Below are 21,104 nucleotides of genomic sequence, written 5' to 3' on the forward strand. Positions count from 1 at the left end.
TAACTGGTGGCTAAATGACTTTCTGAAGGCCCATACTGATTGTGCAAAGTAATATCAGTTAATTGGCTCAACCAAAGAGAAATCGCAGGGGTAATTTGTAACTGTTCTCCAGACGTAATAATTTCTCGCAAACCAGTATTAACTATGTCATTCCCCAAGGCGACTTCTGCTAGTTGCTGTAAGCCGACCACAGGGAGAAACATTCTCTGAATTTGTTTCTCTTGCAGAAAACCTAATAATGCTAAAGCATCACGGCGTAATTCCTCTGTGATGAGGCACAATGTACCGCCAGAACACCAAGTAGTGAAGATTTCTTGGAAAGAGACATCAAAGCTAATCGAAGCAAATTGCAGGGTTTTTGCTCCACGAGCAATTTTGAGATTGTCCCGATGCCACAAGATATGATTGCAAAGGGCAAGCTGACTCATGGCTATACCCTTGGGTTGACCTGTGGAACCAGAAGTGTAAATTATATAAACTAAGTTATTGGGTTGTACGCCAGAAATTACATTGTTTGTGCTGCACTTAGAAATATCTTCAGCGTCAGTATCTAAGCAAACAAGTTTTGCTTGATTGGGTGGTAGCCTGTCAATAAATCGCTGTTGAGTCAGTAAAACTTTAACTTGAGTATCGTCTAAAATAAAGCTCAAGCGATCGCTAGGATACTCACTGTCAAGTGGTACATAAGCCCCACCTGCTTTGAGAATTGCCAGTAATCCTATAACCATCTCTAAAGAACGCTCGACACACAGACCAACTAAGACATCTGGTTTTACACCTAATGAGCGTAAGTAGTGCGCCAACTGGTTAGCGCGGTAGTTTAATTGCTTGTAAGTAAGTTGTTGATTTCCAAACTCTACCGCCACTACATCTGGTGTAAGCTCGACTTGTTCTTCAAACAATTGATGGATGCACTTATGAAGTGGATAATCAACTTCTGTATCGTTCCACTCGATAAGTAACTGCTGTTGCTCAACTGCTGTTAGCAATGGCAATTGAGAAATTCGTTGTTCTGGGTTAGCAACAATACCTTCAAGTAATGTGACAAAATGACTTGTGATTCGTTCAATTGTGCTGGCATCAAACAAGTCAGTGTTATATTCCCACCACCCTGCTAATCCTGTGGCAGTGTTTTCCATCGATAAAGTTAAATCAAACCTAGAAGTTGTGCCTTTGATTGGCAATCGATTTACAGTCAGCCCGGTTAGTCCTAATTCAGATGTGGGTGCATTCTGAAGGACAAACATTACCTGAAACAGTGGTGTATGACTGAGGTTTCTTTCTGGCTGCAATGCTTCCACCAACATTTCAAAAGGCAAATTTTGATGAGAGTATGCCTCCATTGCCATAGAGCGAACACGGGTGAGTAATTCGCTAAAACTGGGGTTGCCTGTCAAGCTGGTACGCATGACTAAAGTATTGACAAAAAAGCCAATTAACCCTTCTATTTCAGAGCGATCGCGGTTAGCAATTGGCGAACCCACCAAAATATCTTCTGTACCTGTATAGCGATAAAGCAGGGTATCATAAGCTGCCAACAGCGTCATAAAGAGCGTGCAACCTTGTTCTTGGCTGAGTTTGGAGAGCTTATTAGTTAGTTCAACAGACAGGACAAACTCTTGATGTGTGCCGTTGTAGGTTTGCACAGCTGGTCTAGGTCTGTCTGTGGGGAGCGACAATAAGGCTGGTGCATCTTGTAGTTGTTGTTGCCAGTAATTTAATTGGCTTTGTAGTACTTCCCCTTGCAACCAGTTTCGCTGCCAAATTGCGAAATCTGCGTATTGAATCGGCAGTGGCGCTAACGGTGACGGCTGACCTTGAGCATAAGCATCGTACAGTGCTGCTAGTTCTTGGACAAACACACCCATTGACCAACCGTCACTAACAACATGGTGCATACACACTAACAAGACGTGTTCCGTCTCATTAAGCACTACTAATGTCGCCCTGATTAATGCTTCCTTTGCCAAATCGAAAGGTTGAGTAACTTGTTGTTGCGCTAATTGTTGGCTAGTAATTTCTCGTTCTGTTGTAGATAAATGCTTCAAGTCAACAACTGAAACTGTCCAAGTAGTTTCTGTTTGAATAATTTGAGAAGGTTTGCCATCAACTGTAATGAAGTTAGTGCGTAACGCTTCGTGGCGATGAATAATTTCTTGTAAGCTTTGTTCTAAAGCTACTCGATCCAAATTTCCCACTAGCCGCAAAGCCATAGGAATGTTGTAAAAGGGGCTGTTCGGCTCAAACTGATCTAAAAACCACAAACGCTGTTGTGCATAAGACAGTGGTAATTCTGCATCCCTTGTCCGCCTTAAAAGTGGCGGGGAAGTTATTTCTGAGTCTTGTTGCAGTAACTGCCCAATTGATTGTGCTAATTCGGCTACTGTCGATGCAGCAAACAACTCACGCAATGGTAATTCTACGTTGAAAATGTTGCGAATGCGTGAAAGCAGTTGCGTTGCTAGTAGCGAGTGTCCGCCTAATTCAAAGAAGTTATCATGAATGCCTACTTGCTCCAGTTTCAGCACTTGCGCCCAAATTTGCGCCAGCATTTCTTCAGTAGGTGTGCGCGGTGCAACATACAATTCTCGCAGTGTGCTGTCTAACTCATGTGTTGGCAGGGCGCGGCGGTCTACTTTACCGTTAGAGGTGAGGGGTAAGGATTCCAGCAGCACTATTGCACTTGGCATCATGTACTCTGGTAGCTTTGCCTTAAGAAACTGACGCAGTTCTGGGACTGTGGGGGATTGTTCTTTTTGCGGTACTACGTAAGCTACTAAACGTTTGTCGCCTGGTTCGTCCTCCCGAACTGCCACTATACTTTCCCAAATGGCTGGGTAAGAAGCTAGTAATGCTTCAATTTCGCCCAACTCAATGCGGAAACCGCGAATCTTAACTTGGTTATCGATGCGCCCTAAATACTCTAACTCGCCATCGGGTAAATACCGCGCTAAATCACCTGTTTTGTATAATTTTTTTGAATTATCAAATGGGTTAGAAATAAAACGTTCTGCTGTCAGTTCGGGACGATTCAGATAGCCACGTGTCACCCCTGCGCCACCAACGTACATCTCACCAGGAACGCCAATCGGCACTGGCTGAAAATATTCATCTAGTATATATACTTGTAAGTCGGGTATTGGGCGACCAATGACACTAGCTGTGCGATCTAAATCGGCTTTGCTCAATGGGCGGTAAGTGACGTGTACAGTGGTTTCTGTAATCCCGTACATATTCACTAATTGGGGTGAGATGTCGCCGTGTCGCTCAAACCAAGGTTGTAAACTCTTCAGTTCTAAAGCTTCGCCACCAAATATGACTAGGCGTAAGTTCAAGGAGGAGGCAGGGGGCAGGGGGCAGGGGGCAGGGGGCAGGGGGCAGGGGGCAGGGGGAAATGATCCCGAAGCCCTACTTTGGTGGAGCAGAGCGAAACATGGCTCACAGTCTCCCGCTTCTGCTAAGTGGTTCTCGTTCTCTTGGGGTAGAATCCCCATCCCCCTTGCTCCCTGCTCCCTGCTCCCTTGCCTCTTCGATTGTTCGGCTTGAATTAACTGACGGAAAGCTGAAGGTGTTTGATTGAGAATTGTGACTTTTTCTTGACACAATAATTGATAGAAAGATTCAGGCGATCGCGTCACTAAATAAGGCACTACTATTAGTTTTCCACCATACAGCAATGCACCCCAAATTTCCCATACAGAAAAATCGAATGCATAAGAGTGGAACATTGTCCACACATCATCTTGATTGAAGTGATACCAAGAGTCTGTGGCTGCAAATAAACGAGTTACATTTGAGTGATTGACTAAAACGCCTTTGGGTTTACCTGTAGAACCAGAAGTGTAGATGACATAAGCTAAATTATCAGGTGTTGCGGTATTTTCCGGGTTTAATTCGCACTCTTGAGCAATTTTTTCCCAGTCGGTGTCTAAGCAAACAATATGCGCCTGATGTTGAGGAATAGTGTCTACTAATTGCTGTTGTGTTACCAGTACTTTAACTTGAGCATCTTCTAACATGAAGCTTAAACGCTCAGTTGGATACTCAGGATCGAGCGGCACATAAGCACCACCCGCTTTGAGAATGCCTAATATTCCCACGATTGTTAAGAGCGATCGCTCTACACACAACCCCACCAAAGTATCTGATTTTACACCAAAGGAGCGCAAGTAATGCGCCAACTGGTTGGCTTGATTGTTCAACTGCTGATAAGTCAGTTGTTGATTTTCATACACAACTGCGACAGCATCAGGGGTACGCTCTACTTGCACCTCAAACAACTGATGGATACACTTATCCTGAGAATAATCTGCTTGAGTGTTATTCCACTCTACTAGTAACTGCTGTTGCTCAGGTTGTGTCAGCAAGGGCAATCGGGAAATTGGCTCTTGAGGATTTGCCACAATCCCTTCAAGTAACGTTATAAAATTCTCCGCTATGCGCTTGATAGTGCGCTCATCAAAAAGGTCAGTGTTGTATTTGAAAATTCCAGCTAAAGAAGAATTATTTTCTGCGATCGTCAAATCTAGATCGAACTGACCCTCCATTTGGGGCATTTCAAAAGGTTTGAGGATAAATCCGTCTTGATTTACTTCACCTTCTAACAAAAGTTTTTGCGTCTGCTCAAACTGTCCCAAGTTCTGCAAAATAAAGTTGAATACAGTTTGAAAAATCGGGGAACGGCTGGAATCGCGTTGTGGCTGCAATCGTTCTACCAATAAAGCAAAGGGAAAATCTTGATGCGCCAATGCTTGTGATACGCAGGAGCGAATTTGAGCGAGAAATTCCCCAAAACTGGGATTTCCTGAAAGATTTGCCCGGATGACAACTGGATCGACGAAGTAGCCGACAATTGGGGCAAATTCTATCTGAGTTCTACCTGAAGTCGGAACGCCGACTAGAATATCCTCTTGCCCTGTATAACGATACAAGAGAACCTGAAATGCAGCCAGAAGCAGGATATATTGGGTAACGCCTTCTGTTTGAGCTAATTTTTTGAGTTTTTCGGTAAGTTCTGGGGAGAGAGTAAAGTTATGGGAAGCACCGTTATAAGTTTGGATGGGTGGCCGTGGTTTGTCTATCGGCAGATTGAGTACAGGTAATTCTCCTGCTAGTTGTTGCTGCCAGTAGTTCCAGAGTTTTTCTCCTTGGGCGGTGGTTAATAATTCTCTTTGCCAACGAATGTAATCGATGTAAGAGTGCTGTAGAGGAGTTAGAGATGGCTCAATCCCCGACTCTAGTGCAGGATAGCTGGCGATTAACTCTTCCATCAGTAATGGCATAGACCAACCATCACCTGCAATATGATGTACTGACATCAACAGGATGTGTGACTGTGGCGAAGAAGTAAATAAACGTACCCGGATTACTGAGCCGTTTTCGAGGTCGAAGGGTTGCTTGTATTCCTGAAAAACTCTTTGTTCAAGCTCCTGCTCGCTCCAATTAGAGGCATTTATTTGTTGAAAATCTGGTAATTGAGTTTGACAGATTTGTTGAACAACTTGATTGCCTTGCTTGGAAAAGGTGCTACGTAACTGAGGATGACGGTTAATCAGGAGCTGGAAGGTTTTTTGTAAAGTCGTGACATTCACCTGCGAACAAATACGACAGGCAAACACCATATTGTAAGCTGCACTTTCAGGTGCTAGTTGCCACAAAAACCACAGCGCTTGTTGACCGTAGGAAAGAGGATAAATATTTAAAATATCTGGGCGATCGCGCAGTAATTGTAAAATTTCACTTTTATGCTGCTGTAGTTGAGCAACTACATCAGGAGTTAACAGCGACTTAGAACCCCCAATACGCAATTTTTCGCCGTCATTTCCCAATTTAATCCCTTTCAAAGAAAGGTCTTGTAAAAATTCAACCAAGCTCATAGTTCCAACTCCACCCAATCATTATTTTCGAGATTCTCTAGCGGAAATTGCTCGCTACCTGTGCTTTGGCTTTCTTGAGCAAAATCTAGGGGAAAAATTTCTAATGCCAAATAATTAGCCAGCTTTGTAACTGTAGGATAATCAAAAGCTAAATTTGGGGGTACAGAGCATCTTAGAGAGTTTTGCAAGCGGTTTCGCAACTCAACAGCCGTTAGAGAATCCATTCCTAGCTCAAAAAACCTCTGCTCTCGATCTAGGGTTGAGAGATTACGCCCTAGCACTTTAGCGACTTGCGAGCAAATATGCTCAACTAAAAGTGGTTGGCGATCGCTAGCATTAGCCATCTCTAATCGAGTCCGAAAATCAGATTGTTCGAGTTTCTTGGCTGTGTGGCTGAAGTTAGCAAAGAAAGGCGAGTTGAAACTTAATTTATTGAGAAATTCTGACCAGTCGATCGGTATGACCGCTACTTGAGCAGAAGATTGATTCAACAATTGCTCTAGTACATTCAATCCCTGTTGAGGAGCAATTGTACCAATCCCGTTTGTCTGTATGCGATTTTGATTTTGGCTATCTAAGTTAGCCGCCATACCCACTTGCGACCAAGGCCCCCAGTTAATGCTTATTCCAGGTAGACCCAAAGCTCGGCGATGATGGGCTAAGGTATCCATAAAGGCATTCGCTGCTGCATAGTTGCCTTGTCCCGCAGAGCCAATCAGCGAACTTATCGACGAGAAACAAACAAAAAAGTCAAGCGTTCGCTCCAAGGTCAAAGTATGGAGATTCCACGCGCCTTGCACTTTCGGAGCCATTACCCGCCAAAAACGCTCTAAAGACTGTTGCCGCAAAACACCATCATCCAGCACGCCAGCCGCATGGATAATTCCCCGCAGTGGCGGTAACTGAGAGTCAATTTTTTCTAATACTTCAACCACGCGATCGGCTTCGGAAACATCCGCTTGCACCACCAGCACTTTTGCACCCGATCGCTCAAAGCTAGATATTCTCTGTTTTGTGCCAATAGATACTTCACTTCGCCCAATTAATACCAAGTGTCGCGCACCTTTTTCTATCAACCACTCAGCCACTTCCATACCCAGTGCGCCGAATCCACCAGTAATCAAATAACTCGCGTCTGGTTGTACAGATAACTGCCCTTCATTAACTGTTGTAGTCATTTGCGGCATCGATACTACTACTTTACCGATGTGCTTGGCTGCTGCCATGTAACGAAAAGCATCCACTACTTGCTCTAAAGGAAATACTGTTTGAGGTAAAGGCTTGAGAGTACCTGTTTGGAATTGTTCCATTAGTTGCTGCAACATCGGGGAAATTAAAGAAGGATACTTTTGGTGAACTTCCCCTAAATCAAAAGCAAAATATGAAACATCATCTCTTGCGGCTTTTACTTGGCTTTCATCCCAGATGCCAATTTTGCCGATTTCAATAAATCGTCCTTTGTGAGCTAGCACCTGTAAGCTTTTGTTGATGAATTCACCATTTAAGCTATTGAGAACAACATCTAACCCTTGTCCCTGTGTCAGACTCATCACCTCATCAGCAAATTCCAGGCTGCGGGAGTTCATTACATACTTAACTCCGATTGATTTGAGAAATTCCCACTTGTTAACAGAAGCAGTAGCAAATACCTCTGCACCAGCAGCTAACGCTATTTGCACCGCAGCTAAACCGACACCCCCGGCTGCGGCATGAATCAAAACTCGTTCGCCTGGTTGAATTTTTGCTAGATGATGCAACCCGTAATGGGATGTTAAAAATGCTAAAGGTATAGTCGTTGCTTCCTGAAAACTTAAGTTTGTGGGCTTTTTGACTACAGTCGTTGCTGGTAAGGTGACAAAACTGCTGAAGGCATCGTGAGTTGTCACCCATGCCAGAACTTCATCCCCAACTTGGAGATGGTCAACATTCTCTCCCACGCCGACGATATTTCCAGCACACTCAAAGCCAAAAGTCAACTCACTCGCTTGGGTAATGCCCATGTTTTCGGCATAATATTCTTTCAACATTCCCAAAGCATTCAGGACATCCCGGAAATTCACGCTTGCAGCTTGCACTTGAATTTCCACCTCGTTGTTTTGCGGTGGGCGACGAGTCATCGCTTGCAACGATAAATGATCTAAGACACCATACTCAGATAGCTTTAATTGCACAGGCTGGTGGGAAGCGATCGCCACTTGTTTATCCTTATCAGAAATGGCTTTGCGCCGCACCAGTCGCGCTACGTAGCGTTTGCCGTGACGAATAGCTATTTGGTCTTCTGTATCTGGAGAACAGATTTCTGACCACAGCGATTGCAGATTGTCCTCATCACCAGCTAAATCAAAGCGCACACATTGTAGCTCTGGATGTTCTAGAGCGATGACTCGACCTAATCCCCACAATGCCGCCCCACTTAGTTGGACTGGTTGTGGCAATGCGTTATCTACCGCTTGAGTGCCACGAGTTACCAGCCATAGCCGAGGAGGTGTTTGGAAGTTGGCTTGCACCAAAGCTTGTACTAGGTGTAAGACGCTACCACAGTTTAGAATTTGTTCTCGTTCTATAGCGGTAAGGGAGTTTTCCAGTTGCGATCGCTCTTGGTAACTCCACAGATGAATGATATTGCTTATTGTGGGTAGTTTTTCTCCCCTGCTCCCTGCTCCCTGCTCCCTGCTCCCTGCCCCCTGCTCCCTGCTCCCTGCTCCCTGCTCCCCTGCTTTTTCATGCTGACTGATAGCACTAATCAATTTTTGCCAGTGGTCTGGCAGACTCGGATCGATTTGATAATGTTGCCGATCAATTTTCTGATAGTTAGCACCAGCAGACACTAAGATACAAGCAACTCCTTGCTGTTGCAACTGTTTGGCTAGCTGTTGGCCTAGTCCTTCTGAATCAGTCAAAATTAGCCAACTGCCACCAGGGACAGCAGCCGATTGACTTTTTTCCACCGCTTGCCATTCAATTTCATACAACCAGTCTGCGAAATCTTGCTCAAGAGATTGCAGCAACGCTTGGCGAGTCGCTTTTTTGGCTTGTAAACCTTTAATGTCTGCAATCAAGTGTCCGTGAGTATCAAACAGTCTAATATCTGTTAGTAGCCGATCGGGCTGGGAATTTTCTAGCTGTCGTTGCACTGCATGACACCATAACTGCTGACTTTGAGGACGTTGGTAAAACTCGAAACTCTCAATTGCAAAGGGTACAAAAGTTTCATCATCAGAGAAGAAAATGCTGGTCAGTTGCAAGCAGGAATCTAGAAGACCTGGATATAATTGATAATCTTCTAAACTATCTACTACCGAAAGCCATTTGAGCTTGGCTAGCGCTTCTCCTTCTTTCCACCAAACCGAATCAAGCCACTGGAAAGTTGCACCCAGTTGAATTTGTCGCTTTTGCCAACTTTGATAAATTTCTTTTGCAGCAATTTGTTGAGTACAGCGTGTCTGTATCTGTGGGAGAGAGACCGTTTCTGGTGTAGTGTTAACGCTCCTAGAGATTTTCCCTGTGGCATGAACTAACCACTCACTTACCTGAGTACTACCATTTGGAATTGTATCAAAGCTGATAAGTTGGAAAGATGCGCCACTTCCCTCAAAAGACAGCACCAACTGTACTGTGCACGCTTTACTTTCGGGGATAGGCAATGCTTGCGGGAAAACTATATTTTCTAACAGACATGACTCACTGGCGAAAGTCAGCTCTGCTGCACCCAATAGTAAGGAGAGATGACAGGCTCCAGGTACTATAACTTGGTTATAAACTTGATGTTCTGTTAAGAACGGTAGAGTTTGAGTACTAAATTCCGATTCAAACAAAATTTCCTTGCTTAAAGGCAACTGAAGCTTTTTGTCTAGTAATGGGTGCAGTTTTGCTGGTTGTTGCTGTTGATGCCGAGGTGCAGTATTTTCAAGCCAATAGCGTTGTCTTTGAAATGGATAGGTCGGTAGTGCAACTTTGCGGTGAGGATAATCTTGCTCAAGTCCTAACCAATTAACTTTGCCTCCGGCTACGTATAACTCACCTAAACTAGAGAGTAACTGTTGCCATTCTGGTATGCCCTCACGTAAAGAAGGTAGCCATAAACCTTCACCATCTGGTAAGCATTGGCGACCCATGCCTAACAAAATCGGCCTTGGCCCGATTTCTAAAAAGACTTCACATCCAAGAGTACGCAATGTCTGCATACTATCAGCGAACCGCACTGGTTGACGGATATGATTGACCCAGTATTGCGGTGTTGTGATGCGATCGCCTGCCAATTCTCCAGTAATATTAGATACTAATGAAATTTGCGGCTGATTGTAGGTAACTTGATTAGCTATTGCCTCAAAGTCAGCCAACATCGGTGTCATCAACGGCGAATGGAAGGCATGGGATACTTGCAAACGCTTTGTCTTCACTCCTTGGGCTTCTAGTTGCTGACAAACAGCTGTGATATCTTCCCTAGCTCCAGAAATTACGACACTTTCGGGGCCATTGATGGCTGCTATTGCCACCCGTTGATTATAGGCTGCAATAACTTCTCTCACTCTCACCTCTGAAGCCATCAAGGAAACCATTTCACCCCCAGATGGCAACTGCTGCATTAACTTTCCTCGATGGGCAATGAGTTTTAGTCCATCTTCTAGGCTAAAAACACCAGCTACAGTTGCAGCCACATACTCGCCAACACTATGTCCCATGACGACATCCGGCTCAATCCCCCAGGATTTCCAAAGCTGATACAGGGCATACTCAATCGCAAATAACGCAGGTTGAGTATATGCAGTTCGATCCAGCAGATCCTCAAGACCTTGACTAGGATACAGTACCTCTAACAAAGAATGCTCCAGTAATGGGCGAAGAATTTCATCGCACTGCTCTAAAGTTTGGCAGAATATAGGTTGTGTGTCGTATAATTTGCGACCCATGTTGATATACTGAGAGCCTTGACCAGTAAACAATAAGGCTATTTTTGTTAGCTTGTTATTAGACTGAAAGCTCTTAGAAAATGTCAAATCAGCCAGTTTCTCTACCAACTCCTCCCTAGAGTCAGCCACAATCGCCAGACGATGGTTAAAATGCTCCCGCCCTGTATTCGCTGTATAGCAAACATCTGCAATAGATACTCCAGAATTCGATATCAAAAATTCTCGATACCGATGTCGCAATTCATCTAAAGCATTCAGAGTTTTTGCTGAGAGTGCAAGCAAGTGGTAAGGACGCTCCCCTGCCCCCTGCTCCCTGCCTCCTGCCTTCTGCCTCCTGCCTCCTGCCTCCTGCTCAACCACAGGTGCTTCTTCCAAAATTACGTGGCAATTAGTACCACCGATTCCCAGAGAATTCACCCCAGCACGACGGGGATAATCATGGGTATGCCAATCCTTCAACGTAGTATTAACGTAAAAAGGTGTATTGGGTAAATCCAGTTGAGGATTAGGTTGTTCAAAGTGCAAACTTGGTGGAATTTTTTGATGGTACAGTGACAAGACTGTTTTGATAAAACCAACCACACCAGAAGCAATCTGGAGATGACCGACATTGGTTTTTACTGAACCAATACCACAAAAGTTTTTTGACTGCGTACTAGCGCGAAATGCTTGGGTGAGTCCGCCAATTTCAATCGGATCTCCTAAAGGTGTGCCAGTTCCATGTGCTTCTACGTAGCTGATGGTTTCTGCATCAATTCCCGCCATCGCCATTGCTTCTGTGACTACAGCTGCTTGACCATCTCCATTAGGAGCCATGTAGCCAACTTTTGTACCACCATCGTTATTAACGGCTGAACCTTTAACTACAGCATAGATGTTATCGCCATCAGCGATCGCATCCTCCAACCGCTTCAAAACCACAATTCCCACACCACTACCAAAAATCGTCCCTTGAGCGCGAGCATCAAAAGCCCGACAATGACCATCTGGAGTGACAATCATTCCTTCTTGATACAAATGACCAATCTTTTGGGGTGCATTCACAGAAATCCCACCAGCTAAAACCATGTCACTTTCGCCACTCAGCAAGCTGGCACAAGCCATGTGAATTGCCACCAAAGATGTAGAGCAAGCGGTTTGCACATTCACGCTTGGCCCAGTCAAGTTGAGTTTGTAAGAAATCCGTGTGGTTAAATAATCTTTATCATTAGCAACCATCATCTGCAAACCACCCATTGAATCTATGGTTGCTACTTGCAGATTATCGTTAATATCAAGCTGATGGCGGTTGGGATAAACATTATTCAGTAAATAAGTGTTCATCACCGCGCCAGCATAGATGCCGATCGCACCATTATAGGTTAGAGGATTATAACCAGCAGTTTCTAAGCTTTCCCAAGCACATTCGAGTAAAAGCCGCTGCTGAGGATCTAGTAATTCTGCTTCTTTTGTGCTATAGCCGAAGAAATCAGCATCAAAAGATTCCACATCAGATAATATTGGCTTGGCTTTGACGTAGTGAGGATTTTTTACCAGCGCCGGGTCTACACCTGCTTTGATAATTTCTTCATCGCTAAAAAATGAAATAGATTCTACGCCATTGCATAAATTTTGCCAGAATTCATCGATATTATTAGCGCCGGGAAAACGACATGACATCCCGATGACGGCGATATCCGATTGATTAACAGCTTGGCGAGAACTACGAACCTTGGCGCGTTTTTGACCTTGGACTACAGAAGGTGATTCTGTTTGCCCTTGACTTAAGAAATTCGCTAAGTTGCTGATGCTGGGATATTTAAACATATCCACAATCGACACCGGAATCTGGAAGAACTCTTGCAATTTACTCTGAGCCTGCACTAGAAGTAGTGAATGTCCTCCTAGCTCGAAGAAGTTCTCATGGATGCCTATTTCTTCAAGACCCAACACTTCTTGCCAAATCTGTGCAACTTGGCGTTCAATGTCTGAAACTGGTTGTGCTTGGTCGTTGGCTTTTTGGTGCAACTCGCCTCTGGTAAGCTTTTCTAAATCGATGATGCCTGTTTTAGTTAACGGCATCTGTTGTAGCTGCACAAAATTGCAAGTACTGGGTGTACCATAGCGATCGCACACCACTAATTTAGATAATTGCTCCCCAACTGAGGAATTACTAGCGGTAAAATAAGCAGTTAATTTTTCTATAGAGTAAGTATCTTCTACATAACTGCGGATATATCGGTTACTACCATCTAATCCCACTAGCAATTGCACCTGATTATGGTGTAAACCAACGAGCAAAGAATACAGCCCTTGTCGTGCAGACATGGCATAGTAACCCGCTTTTTGAGCCAACTTGCTTCTTTGAGAGTCAGAGCTAATGCCGAGGCCATCCCACAGACTCCAGCTAAAGCAATAGCTCTTTCGCCCCTGAGTACGCTGGTAGTGTGCAAAACTCTCTAGAAACTGATTAGCTGCAACAAATGTGCCGACAGTAGCGCCTCCTAAGAAACTACTTACCGAAGAAAAGCTGATGAAAACTGCTTGGGGATTGTCTAGTAGTAATTGATTGAGTACCCAAGCTCCTCCAACTTTCGAGCGTAAGGCTGCTGACCAACTGTTATGATTTTCTGCGATGAGCGATCGCTCCTGATATGATCCTGCTAGATGTAATACCCCGTCTAATTGGCATCCCCAGCTAGACTTTGCCTGTTCAATCACACCTTGCAAAGCTGGCAAATCGCAGACATCCACTGCCTCATAGATGATTTCTCCTCCTAGCTTTTCTAGTTCTTGATAAGCCGCGATTTTTTGAGATATAGCATTAGACTGTTCTGTGTAGTTGTGCCATGCACTTCTTTCGGGTAATTCAGTTCTACCAACCAACAGCAACCGTGCCTTGTAATATTTGAGCAAATACTTAGCAATTTCAACACCAACACCCCCAAGACTACCGCTAATTAAATACATTCCACCTAGTTGAAAAGCAAAATCTTGCTTTTGCGTGGAGGAAAAATCTACTTTTTCCAATCGAGGAATCCAACGCTGTCCGTGGCGATAAGCTACCTCAGATTCCCCTGATAATATATGCAATTCTTGCAAAATACGCTCTGCATTCACCGCAGTTTCATCTACAGTTAAATCGAGATGACGACTAGTCAAGCCTGGTATTTCTTGAGATATGACCTTCAATAACCCTAGCAATGGTGATTTCTCATAAGCAATTTCGTCAGCAGGTGATGTAAACTGCGTATAATTAGAAGCTACTAATAACTCGATAGGATGTTGAAATTTCTGGATATTAGCTAATGCTTTAACTAACGATAGTAGACTATAAACACCATATTTTTGAGTTTGTTCCAAGGACTCTAAACTAGAAATCTCATTAATACAACTGTCATAAGTCCATAAATGTATAATTTTATCGATTTGAAAGTTGTTAGCTTTCAGGGCAGATAGCAAACGTTGATAATCTTCGGGATTATTTGGTGCAATTTGATAGCGGTTATTGCTCAGTTGCTTAAAGTCTACCCCTGCTTCAATACCAACCCACGGTTGACGGAGCTTTTGGAGTTCTGCACCCAAAGATTCTCCTAATCCTAATTGGTCAAGAAATACCAGAAAATTACCATTGATTGCAGACCTTTGGCTTACAGGTAGTTTCTGCCGCCATATCCGACGATAAAACCAGTCTGGTAATAAGTTAGGATTATCTAAATTGATGCCAAGTTGTTGAATTATACTGTCGAATTCACCAGCTTCAAACCTCTTGCTTAATTGCGATCGCTGAATTTTACCAATTGCAGTCTTTGGAATTACCTCCTTTTTTACAGGAATAATATAATTTGGATTTACCCCAATTTTTTTGACAACTGCTCCCCGAATCTTCTTTAACAATTCTTTCACCAAGGTTGGTTCAGAGACAGCAGAACTAAAAAAGATTGCTAATTGATCGGCGTTATTGCCAGAGAGTCGCACGGCACAGCCAGCCGTATAAGATATCTCAACACCTTCAACTTCTTCAACTACTGCTTCAATTTCATGGCTGTAATAGTTGATGCCATTGATAATAATGTCATCTTTATCTCTGCCAGTCAGCACGATTCGTCCTGACTTGATATAGCCGATATCTCCAGTATTGAACCATCCATCTTCGGTAAAAGCTTCGCGGTTGCGCTCTGGATTTTGATAGTAACCAGAAGTCATTGAAAGTCCTTGAACTTGAAATCTCCCGATCGCCCCTTCGGGAACGATTTGATTATTATCGTCAGTGATGCGAATCGATGCTCCCGGAATCGGTGGCCCAAGTTCTACAAATGACATATCATCTGATGAAGATTCTAAAGAAAAACCATCAGACCAAGTGATTCCTGAGCAAGTCTCAGACATCCCAAAGGCTGGATGAATGGCGTTAGGTGGTAAACCATGTCGTTGGAGGAGCTTAAGAAAACTACGTGCTGTTTTCGGTACGATTTGCTCTCCAGCGTTCACTAGAAAGCGCATAGAAGATAAATCCCATGACTGCTGATTTATTTCATTAGCGCGTTCATTAAGTAAGGAAAAAGCGAAGTTTGGGGCCCAAGAAATCGACGCTTGGTGGCGTTGAATCAATTCCAACCAACGAATGGGATTTTGCAGAATGTATTCTGTAGATGCATGGATTTGCTTGCAACCTAAATCAACTGCCATCAGTCCCAGAAATACAATTGCACCCACATGCTCTAATGGCATCCAGTTCAAAACAATCTCATCACTGGAAAAATTGTTCATTTGGGCTGTGCCAGCCGTCATACTTAAAAGATTGTGATGAGTTAACATCACACCTTTAGGAAAACCAGTACTGCCTGAAGTAAGTAATAGTAGTGCTAAATCATCTTGGTCACTTTGATAAATATTTCTATCTGGTTGGTTTTGGCGTAAGTTATCTACTGTCTCAACTTGAAAATTTTCTATATTTAAAAGTGCTGGTAACTCTCGAAGACTTTGAACTAATTTTGAGCTTGTCAGAACAATAGGCTGCTCTAGCATCTGCCAAGCATTGTGTAATTTGTTAACAGCGCTGTTAATCTGCTCGTAAGCAGGGGCAATAGAAACTGGTACGGGAATAAAACCGCCTAATATACAACCCCAAAATGCAGGTATGAAATCTTGACTGAGATCGATTTGAAATATTACTTTGTCTAATGGTTTTAAACCCAGCTTTCTTAAACCAGCTAATATCTTTTGAGCATCTAATAGTAAATCTTTATAAGATTGAATAATTTCATAACCATCGGTTTGAATATAAACTAATTCTTTTTCTGGGAATTGAATAGCTGTTTTTTGCAGTGCTTCCCCAAGAAGTTTTGGAGCATTTTCTTCTTGTTTTAGTTCTTTGCCATGACTAACAGCTAGCCTGTTATTAGCGAAATCCTGATTGATAGTTGAGCGAGAAAACTGAGGTGTAACTAAAGTCTTGTTTTCTTCACCTGTGAGAGTTTTCCAATCACTTAGCAAGTCTGATAAGCGTAACGATCGCTGCTGCTTGAGATGTTCTTGAACTACTACTGCTACTTGCTTAACTTCAGGTACTAACTGAATTTGCTCTGACCATTGCTGTATAAGGTTTGTATCCCTTACTTCCAAATGATTTAAGACAGTTTCATCTATCTGTCCCGATGAAGTTAATGGTAAAGTGGAGACTGGCACAATCACCTTCGGTATTAATTCGCTAGACAGAATTGTTTGCAAATAAGATAGCAATTGTTCTGGTACAAATAATCCTGATGGAACTACATAAGCAATTAAATCTTGTTTTGAATTTTCTGTCTGTCTCTCTATTACTATACAATCGTCGACAGCCAAACTTGACTCGATCGCAACTTCTACTTCTCTATATGTAAGAAATTTATTATTTGAATTGACTAAAAGCTGACTATGATTATCTAACTGCATTAGCTTGTATATCCTTATTAAAGTCCGCTCTTCAATAATTAACATTACCTAACTAACCTTTTGCTAAAAGTGTGTTGGCATTAGGTAACAACTAGCCATCAAAATCATTTATCAACAAGTTAAATTGTGTTTGTAATCTCTACTTCTTCAGCATTAATATTTAACTCCAAGCTCAGTCTATTGTAATCGATAAATATTTAATTTATTTAAGGAGAAATTGAACAAATTCAGTTTTGTTACGTTTTTTATAAATAGCTTGACCAATAACTTTAAGTCCATATCCGGCTACAGCATCCCCTACAACCGTTATTAGACCAAGTAGCCCGATACCTCCTACGATACTAAATGGATTTTCCAATGGTGTAAGAATTACTGCAACCGCAGCAGAATCACCCTTGATGTAACTGATGATTTGACTCTTTTTTTGATAAAAACTAATCTATAGGACTCATCTTTGGTTGCGTGAAAAACTCAGTATACCTCTAACTTTTTTCTCTTTTGTTAAGAGTTCCCTCCCGATCGCGCTTGTGCTGCGCTTTTCTGAGAGAGGCTTCTCTTCCAGAGATGCTAACGCCAACACCAACACGCACCACGCAAATAATTTTAGAAATAAAAACAGATTCCTAATATCGTTGAAACAAACTTACTTTCTTTAAATTAACATACCGAAAATTTCAGTTAAAGAATCATCTCATTTTTCTCAATAAAATGCAACAGCGTTTCAAGCAATTCGGTTAAGACAGTTAAGACAGTTAAGACAGTTAAGACAGTTAAGACAGCAATCGTCAACAAGTTATGTTGTTCGCCAAGATTTAAAGCAGAATAATTCTATAAATTTAAGTAAATATTTAAATAAATATCTTGACTAAAAAATCCAAATAAACTATGTTTTTGATACAATAAACATAAATTTTGAATATTTGAGCAATAATTGAAAAGATTGCAATGAATTATAATTTTGAATAAGTTATAAGTTGAGAAAGGTTTAGTAATTTTCTTTAATATTTGCCAAGATTTTAACTGAAAAAATCTTAATGGTGAGTGAGATATGAAAACTAATAGGGAGCGCAGCCATACTGGTATAATCAGTCGTAAAGAGTGCGACGATGGACGATGATAGCAATCTGAGTACACCCCATTAATTCAAGCGATCGCCATAAATTTTAATCGTCGCTAAGGACTTTCTTCAGTTCTACTCTTATTTGGAGATTAAAATATCGTGACAACACAGGTATATAGCCAATCAGTTATAACATTTGATGGTCAGGATGATTATATAAATTTTGGCAGGAATGATATTGGTGGTGTTTTTGCTGAGGGTAGTTCAGCTTTTACGATTTCTGGATGGATTAATCCTCAAGAACTAAAAAATCAAGCCACTACATACGGAACGCACAATGTTTTTTTTGCCCGTTCCTCAGACCGATATAGTGATAACTTTGAGTTTGGCATCAATGAATCAGGAAACTTAGATATATATATTGATGAGAAGGTAGAGAAGGTTATCAAAACCTTTGGTAATGGAGAATTAACTGTCGGACAATGGCACTTCTTTGCTATTGTTTTTAATCGGGGTCAACTGACTATACACCTTGATGAGCATGAATATTTTGGCTATTTGACAGGTGACTCTTTAAACAAAGCAACTAGTCCTGTAACTCTGGGCGCGACTTTACACAACAATATATATTTCACAGGTCAATTAGCTAACATTAGCGTCTGGAATTACCCTTGTCCGCCAGTAGAAATCCAAACACACCGCTCTGGGCCTCTAGTCGGGAATGAACAAGGATTAGTCGCTTATTGGATCTTAAACGAAGGAGAAGGAACGACCGTCAAAGACCAGACTGAAAATACTCATAATGGAACTTTGCATGGTAATCCCAGTTGGGGTTTAGCAGAAATTCCATTTGGAATTACCCAATCATCGAACCAGAGCCAGACAACAAGCAATTCCCCAGAAGAGAACCAGTCAGTTGCAGAGGTTTCCTCCACTGAACTAACTGCTGTTGGCCAAGCTGACTTGCAGCAATCCATTGAGGTTTCCCCAAATGTAGAAAGCGCCGTTCTTGTAACTCCCTCTCCCGCAGCCTCGACTACAGGAAAGGGAAAAAAAGGAGCAAAGAAGCAGAGTGAAAATACCAAGATTCAAACTTCCCAGCCAAAGCAGGAGGAGAAAGTCGAAATAGCTCAAGCAACTGAAAGTCAAGTTCTGGCCGATATCCAACAGCCCAAAAAACCACAAAAATTAACTCAGGAGCGATCGCAAAAAACTATGATTACTACAGCCAATCCTAGATATAAAATTCTTTCCATTGATGGAGGCGGTATTCGAGGCATTATCCCAGCGATAATATTAGCAGAAATTGAAAAGCGCACAAAAAAACCGATTTTTAGTTTATTCGACTTAATTGCAGGCACTTCAACCGGAGGAATTCTGGCACTAGGATTGACTAAACCCCAATTAAGTTTAGATCCATCTATACCTCAAAGTGAGCCACAAGCTCAGTACAGTGCCGAACAGATGGTCAAATTATATGTCGAATATGGGGCTGAGATATTTTACGAGCCATTTTTTGAACATCTGCTCGGCCCTCTTGAAGATATGTTTAGTCAGCCCAAATATGCGTCTGATGGCAGAGAGGAAATTATCAACAAATATTTTGGTAATAGCCCTCTAGAAAATAATCTTAAAGAAGTTTTTGTCACTAGCTACGATATTGAACAGCGAATTCCGATATTCTTTACCAACAAAATTGAAAAACAACAGATAGAATCTAAAAAGTTTCGGAAGGTGAGTGTCGGTTTTACGCTCAAAGATGCGGCAATGGCAACTAGTGCGACACCTACTTATTTTCCTCCCTATCGAGTTGCGACTTCCCATAATCCTAGTGGCTTCTATAATTTAGTAGATGGAGGATTGGTTGCTAATAATCCAGCAAGCTTGGCGATTACAGAAGCGAAAATCAGTAGACAAGCTCAAAGAACAGCGCTACATACCAACGATATCTTATTAGTTTCCTTGGGTACAGGTTCCTTGACGAGTGTCTACAAGTATAACGATGTCAAAAATTGGGGACAATTGCAATGGGTAAAACCTCTTTTAAACATTGTTCTGGACGGTGGTAGTGAAGTTGTAGCCGGAGAATTAGAACACTTATTTGAGTCTACTGAAAAAGAAATCAGAGGCTCTTATTATAGATTTCAAACATTCCTCACAGGTGAGTTAGAAGACATAGATAATGTCAAATCAGAAAATATTCGTCAGCTACAAACTATAGCCCATCGATTGATTACAGAAAGAAGTCAACAAATCGATGAGTTATGTAGTATTTTGTCAGCCTAAAAAAGAGGCAGGGGAGCAGGGAGCAGGGAGCAGGGGGACAAGGGAGACAAGGAGATAAAAAAACTCATAACTCATAACTCATAACTTTTGTACAGACAAGGGTTAATCGCGTCTCTACTCCTAACTCTTAACTCAGCACTCAGCACTAATTTTTTTAAAATGAAAAATTAGTCACCATCTCGATTAAGTACTAAGCTAGCAAGTAAGGGTGAATAAATTCTATTACCCTTAATCAAGATTTAACCAAGAATGTAAGGATTTGAGGTAACTCCAATGGATGAAGTCGTTAAAAAAATCGCTGCTTTGGGTCTTCCTGGCATACTTCTGGTAATTGCAGTTTCTGCAACAGGTTTGGCGGGTGGTTACGGCGTTGTAGCTGCCTTGGCGGGTTTGGGAGGCCCGCTTGGCATCATCGGCGGTCTAGGTGTGCTTGGTTTGACAACACTTGTAGGAGAGGCTATAGCGGGATTTGGAATTGAAGCAGTTCTCAAGAACATTTATACAGAACGTCGTAAAACCGAATCTGTGAGATATCTCCTCAAAGAAATTAAAGATTTACCCATTACAGAGGATCTAAAGCTCAAACTAAAAAATGAACTTAACCCAACAATTACTGAGAATTTTGAAGATGTGCAGCAGCCAAAAACAATTGAAATCGTCGAGGAATAATTTTACTGTTACATTTGTTGAGACTGCGAACAAAATGTTACTAAATTAAGTGCGATCGCGCTTAATTGCTCTCAAATAATAAAATGGCCTCTGAGTCCGACTTCTACCGGATTAAACCCTCAAAGGCCATTATTCAAATTCATGCAATACCGCCTGAAAGTATATTAAAACAGGAACAGATTAAAACCTCAAAACTTGTTCTGCACTAATTCATTCAATTTATAGTTTTTAACCACCACTTATATACAGTATGGGTTGATATTCAAATGAATTTTTCAGAAAGGAAAAGTTTAAATTTCGAGAAAATCCAACAACTTAAAAATGATTTTGAATTAGTTTTATTGAATAAAAATTCAATAAACGAATGTACAGTAATTATTAAAAAATTCT

The 21,104-nt window shown here is 42.0% G+C and carries 4 protein-coding genes; 2 read left to right on the forward strand and 2 right to left on the reverse strand.

The features are described 5' to 3' along the window. Together RMY32_RS26640 and RMY32_RS26645 are read right to left on the reverse strand one after the other, a co-directional pair. A partial coding sequence (locus tag RMY32_RS26640; RefSeq protein ID WP_322711959.1) for a condensation domain-containing protein occupies window positions 1-5,876 on the reverse strand: 5,876 nt, incomplete at its 3' end. Then, window positions 5,873-16,699 carry an SDR family NAD(P)-dependent oxidoreductase gene (locus RMY32_RS26645; RefSeq protein WP_322711960.1) on the reverse strand — a complete coding sequence of 3,609 codons (10,827 nt, stop codon included), beginning with the start codon at window positions 16,697-16,699 and terminating at the stop codon, window positions 5,873-5,875. The genes RMY32_RS26640 and RMY32_RS26645, both read right to left, overlap by 4 nt. Before the next feature lie 1,219 nt (window positions 16,700-17,918). Here RMY32_RS26645 and RMY32_RS26650 point away from each other — a divergent pair. Further along, window positions 17,919-20,045, forward strand: a complete 2,127-nt coding sequence (locus RMY32_RS26650) for a patatin-like phospholipase family protein (RefSeq protein ID WP_322711961.1) — start codon at window positions 17,919-17,921, stop codon at window positions 20,043-20,045. 273 nt (window positions 20,046-20,318) lie between these two features. After that, the gene (locus RMY32_RS26655; RefSeq protein ID WP_322711962.1) at window positions 20,319-20,714 is read left to right on the forward strand and encodes a hypothetical protein; all 396 of its coding nucleotides are present in this window, start codon (window positions 20,319-20,321) and stop codon (window positions 20,712-20,714) included. Window positions 20,715-21,104: the final 390 nt, after the last annotated feature.

The sequence above is a fragment of the Nostoc sp. ChiSLP03a genome (genome assembly GCF_034531215.2).
GTDB lineage: Bacteria > Cyanobacteriota > Cyanobacteriia > Cyanobacteriales > Nostocaceae > Nostoc.

Coding starts and splice junctions, on each gene's coding strand:
- RMY32_RS26645 (WP_322711960.1), bottom strand. CDS start 16,699: ATGCAGTTAGATAATCATAGTCAGCTTTTAGTCAATTCAAATAATAAA.
- RMY32_RS26655 (WP_322711962.1), top strand. CDS start 20,319: ATGGATGAAGTCGTTAAAAAAATCGCTGCTTTGGGTCTTCCTGGCATA.